The sequence below is a fragment of the Acidiplasma cupricumulans genome, assembly GCF_001402935.1.
Classification (GTDB): domain Archaea; phylum Thermoplasmatota; class Thermoplasmata; order Thermoplasmatales; family Thermoplasmataceae; genus Acidiplasma; species Acidiplasma aeolicum.
In genome coordinates this window covers 1-5,035 of record NZ_LKBH01000080.1, presented here as the reverse complement: position 1 = coordinate 5,035, position 5,035 = coordinate 1, and the positions used below count along the sequence as shown (strand labels likewise).

At 34.4% G+C, this 5,035-nt stretch carries 6 protein-coding genes; 4 read left to right on the top strand and 2 right to left on the bottom strand.

The window, feature by feature from the left end; all coding sequences use genetic code 11:
* Positions 1–46: 46 nt before the first annotated feature.
* A complete protein-coding gene (locus AOG55_RS02585; protein ID WP_055040850.1) occupies positions 47–1,033 on the top strand; it encodes a 4-hydroxythreonine-4-phosphate dehydrogenase PdxA in 987 nt (328 codons plus the stop codon).
* A gap of 75 nt (positions 1,034–1,108) precedes the next feature.
* Entirely contained in the window at positions 1,109–1,975 is an 867-nt protein-coding gene (locus tag AOG55_RS02580; RefSeq protein WP_055040849.1) for a dihydrodipicolinate synthase family protein, read from the top strand.
* 46 nt (positions 1,976–2,021) lie between these two features.
* On the opposite strand, the gene AOG55_RS02575 is transcribed toward AOG55_RS02580, so the two are convergent.
* A complete protein-coding gene (locus AOG55_RS02575; protein ID WP_048102451.1) occupies positions 2,022–2,633 on the bottom strand; it encodes a hypothetical protein in 612 nt (203 codons plus the stop codon).
* On the bottom strand, positions 2,612–3,007 hold the full coding sequence (locus AOG55_RS02570; protein ID WP_055040848.1) for a thioredoxin family protein: 396 nt from the start codon (positions 3,005–3,007) through the stop codon (positions 2,612–2,614). Before AOG55_RS02570 ends, AOG55_RS02575 begins: the two co-directional genes overlap by 22 nt.
* A 108-nt stretch (positions 3,008–3,115) precedes the next feature.
* Here AOG55_RS02570 and AOG55_RS02565 point away from each other — a divergent pair, with 108 nt between their 5' ends.
* Complete coding sequence (locus tag AOG55_RS02565; protein ID WP_048102449.1) at positions 3,116–3,553, top strand: GIY-YIG nuclease family protein; 438 nt, start codon at positions 3,116–3,118, stop codon at positions 3,551–3,553.
* Positions 3,554–3,662: 109 nt separating this feature from the next.
* Positions 3,663–5,035 (top strand): AMP-binding protein (locus AOG55_RS02560; protein ID WP_236688954.1); only part of this gene is annotated, 1,373 nt, incomplete at its 3' end.

The following is a 5,035-nucleotide window of genomic DNA, read 5'->3' as shown; positions in this document are numbered from 1 at the left end:
TTTATTGTATTAACTAAATATAAATAGTATTTAAAAATAACAATTTATGGTAAATATTGGCATAACCCTTGGTGACCCATCCGGAATAGGGCCTGAAATAGTTGCAAAATCTCTTGCATCAATGAATGATGATAAAAATCATTTCATTTTATTCGGTGATAGGGATAATTTTGAGGATATCTTAAAAATATGTGGCATAAATTCTAAAATAAAATCTGATTTTGAATTTGTAAATGTTGGGAATGGGCAGAGGATAGAAACCGGAAAGGTAAATGCATATTCAGGTGAAATTGCAGTGAAAAGCATTGAGGAGGCCGTCAAATACGCTTTAAAAAATAAGGTTGATGCAATTGCCACAGCACCAATAAATAAGGAGGCAATAAAACTTGCAGGTTCAAAATATATTGATCATACATCAATGTTAATGGATTTAACCAGATCAAATTTTGTCTCCACACTTTTTGAGGTAAAAAACCTTAGAATAACCTTTTTATCAAAGCATATGTCACTAATGGAAGCTGTTAAATATGTTAAAAAGGACAATGTTAAAAGGGCCATTATTGAGACATATTATTCGATGAGGCTTTTAGGCTTTAACAATCCAAAAATAGCCGTAGCGGCATTGAATCCACATGCAGGGGAATCAGGCATGTTTGGCAGTGAGGAAATAAATGAAATTAGGCCTGCCATTGAGGAATTTATGGGAAAAATTAATGTTTATGGACCGGTACCGGCTGATTCTGTTTTTCATTATGCGTCACTGGGAAATTATGATGCTGTTTTATCATTATACCATGACCAGGGGCATATAGCCGCAAAAACATATGACTTTGATCATACAGTTAGCATGAATCCCGGACTGCCATTTTTAAGAACTTCGGTTGACCACGGAACTGCATTCGATATAGCAGGAAAAAACATGGCCTCCTATATTAGCATGAGAGAGGCAATAATCAAGGCTGAAAAATACGGCATATTATATAAAGGCAATTATATGAGTCTCAAACAGGAAATATCTGAGGTTATTAAATAGGTTAAAAATAAATTATTTTTAAAAAATATTCTTTTATTGCAAATACTTATATATTAATGACCCATTTTATTTAATATGTCCAAAAAGGATAGTATTATACCAATAGTCACACCATTTGTGAATAATAAAATAGATACCGAACTTTTTATAAAGCATGGTGAGAATCTTTTGAAAAATAAAATGGATTTTCTATTTATGGCTGGCAGCACCGGGCTGGGCCCATCAGTGACGCCTGATGAAAGAAAAAAACTTGTGGATGCATTTTTGTACACACCGGATAATATTATACTCCAGTGCGGTTCCATTAATTTAGAGGATTCACTTGATCTTGCCAGATATGCAAAAAGTAATAAAATTCATGCGGTTGCTGCCCTGCCACCCTACTATTTTACGGGATTTAAACGTGAATGGCTTGTTAATTATTTCCTTAAAATATCAAGCATTTATCCAACAATAATTTATAATTATCCAGGGACAACTGGGTATGATATAACATATGATATTATAAAAGATATAAGGAAGGCCGGTGGAAATATAATAGGAATTAAGGAAACAACATATGACATGCATGAAATATTATCAGTTAAGGATAATATAGATGATATCAGGGTTTACACAGGGCCAGATGAATATGTTCTTTCAGCGTACAGGGAAAACCTGGATGGATATGTATCCGGAGCAGGCAACTATGCATATAGGTACCTTAATATAATAGCCGAAAACTATTCAAATGAAACGGGAAGAAAGGCCCAGCTGGCAGTAAACAGCCTCGCAGCCCTTGCAGGGAAATATGGCCCCTGGTCGGCAACATACAATCTTGTTAAGATTATTACAGGCAATGATGTTGGGCAGCCAAGGGAACCAATAATGCCTTTAAGTGATAATGATGCCAGATCACTGGAAGTTGAGGCAAAAAAACTAATGGACGGCTTTAAATTTTAATTACAAATTTTTTAATCCCATGCAAAATGCCTTAAAAAATGTTTAATTATAAATACAGTATATTTGTGAAAATATCAATTATATTGCCTATTCCAATTGTTTCGTGCGGATTCGGCCTTGACCTGCTTGAAATATATACACCATATGGTTCGTAGGTTTTATCAGCTTTTAAATCCCCATATGGGGAAAATATGATAAACTCATCAAATTTTCTTATAATTTCACCTATGCTTTTATCTATTAATGAATAAACATCGCACCTTTCCCCGGCATCAAGGTAATTATTAAGGCTGTTTATTGCTGCTATTACCGGGCCACAGTCAATGTGGTTATTAATTTCCTTAAATACACCATTTATTTCCTCATTAAAATCCGAATTTAAATAATTGGATGAGTAATCCCCATCTGTTGGATTTTTTACAGGTATGTTAATTAGAACCGGATTAAGTTTTTTCAATCCCTCAGGAAAATCATAATTGCCATTATTATATCTCATTATCTTCTTCCATGAGTTTTCTATGCCCTGGTCAAGGCTGTTAAATACAACCCCCCTGCCAGAGGTATTAAACAGATTCACTATATTTGGAATCTGGCATCTCATAAAATAGCCGTAACTAAATCCTGTAATCCCAAGCATTAGTGATTTTGCATTAACCATTTTAATTTACCCTCCAGAACATTAAAAGGTACAACACCAACAGACCTTTCCACAAGGCTTCCATTCTTAAAAAATAAAACGGTTGGAAGGCCAGTAACACTGTACCGGTATAATAATTCCATATTTTCATCACCATTTACCTTTGCAACTGATATTCCGGGATATTTTTTTGAAAGGTCCTCAACAAGTGGTGATAAAATATGGCATGGTGCACACCACGGGGCCCAGAAATCAATAACTGAAATTTCATGGGTTTTTATAAATTCCTGGAAATTATCTTTATTAAGCTCGACAATTTTATCCTTTTGATTAAGAGAGTTCAAAAGCTCATTTAATTTCTTCTGATGGAGCCTTTCCTCCTCATCGTCTTCCATTGAATGTATATTAAAAAATAATATTTATTTTTTTCATATTAAGGATTTTATATCATAAATATGAATTATAAAACGTCATATTTTTATTGCGATTATTAATTTAAAATCATGCAGAAAATACCCGGAGTTTACGCCCTTGGCATAAATGTAATTCCCGGAAATTATAGAATTGGTGCAATAGGTGAATACCATATATCCGGAAATTATTTTTATGTGGGCAGTGCCATTAATGGATTGTATCAGCGTGTTTGCAGGCATTTAAATAAAAATAAGAAGAAGCACTGGCATATTGATTACCTAAATTTCGATGTGAGAATTATTGTTGCGGCCAGAACCGAAAATCATCAAAAGGAAAGTGAAATATGCAATTATATAAAATCAGATTACATAAAAAATTTTGGTTCAACAGATACAGGAAATAAATCTCATCTGTTCTATTGCAGTATAAACGAGGTTGAAAATGCATTTAAAATGGCAGGATTAAAATTTTATGTTATTGACCCGGACTGCGGCAGCCTATCACTTGCACTTAAAAAAATGCAATAAATCATTAATTTCCTGCCTGAAATGATTAAATAAATTTTATTGATTGTTTAAAATATGTATAATAAAAATTTATTTATAAAATTCATTAAAAAGATCGGGGGTGGCATTGTTGGATACCTTTAATTACAGGGCACAGGATGATGTTCTATCAAAAAATTATCCACCATGGGTCAGAAGGACCATTGAAATACCTGTTATAAATATATACAGCGCATTTATAGAATCTGAAAAAAAATATTCAAAAAATGCAGCAGTTGAATTTATGGGAACATTAATCACATATGAAGATTTAAAAAATGAGATAAATAATACAGCGGATCTTTTAAATTCCCATGGCATAAAGAAGGGTGATAGGGTTGCCGTAATGCTTCCCAATGTACCCCAGTATGTCATTGTATTCTTTGCATTGATGAGCCTTGGTGCAATCATTGTTCAGTTAAACCCACTTTATACTGAACGCGAAATCATTGATGAACTTCAGGATTCAGAAAGTGATACTATAATAACACTTGATGAATTCTCCGGGAAAATACTTAAATTTTATCCAAAGAAAATAAAGAGGATATTCTTTGCAGGCATTGGTGATTACCTGCCACCAATTATTTCCTGGATATATAAATTATCGAGGAGGAATTTAACCAGAGTAAATTTTAACGAAAATATCATAAGATTGAAACGGAATAAAAATTTAAATTCCAGGGAAACGCCGCTAAATAATATAGATCCAGAGAATGATCCGGCCCTGTTCCAGTACACTGGAGGAACCACAGGAGTTCCCAAGGCTGCGGTGCTAACACATTATAATTTAATAGCAAATGCATACCAGATCAGGGAATGGCTTCCAGATGAGTTTAAATACAATATATCTTTTTTGTCCTCAATACCATTTTTCCATGTATACGGCATGATGACTGCCATGCTATCTCCACTGCTCTCAGGTTCAAAAATAATTTTGATCCCCGATCCAAGGGATATAAAAATGACACTTAAAATAATAAATAAATATAAACCAACAGCCTTTCCTGGAATACCAACCTTATACCATTCAATTATGAATTATAAGGACGTATCAAAATATAACCTGCGGGATATCAGGGTATGCATTTCAGGGGCCATGCCACTGCCGGTTGAACTCCAGAAGGATTTTGAAAAAATTACCGGTGCGGTTGTTGTTGAGGGCTATGGCCTGAGTGAAACATCACCAGTTGCAAACATTAATCCGATTGTATCCGATAATGATATAACACATAGAAGGATTGGTTCAGTTGGCATGCCTGTTCCAGACACATATGAAAAGATTGTTTCAATAGACGATGGCATTACAGAGATGCCCATTGGGTCTCCGGGTGAGCTGTTAATTAAGGGTCCACAGGTCATGAAGGGCTACTGGAAAAGGCCCGATGAAAATAATAATGTTTTAAGCGATGGCTGGCTCCATACAGGTGACATAGCAAAAATGGACAATGATGGCTATGTTTACAT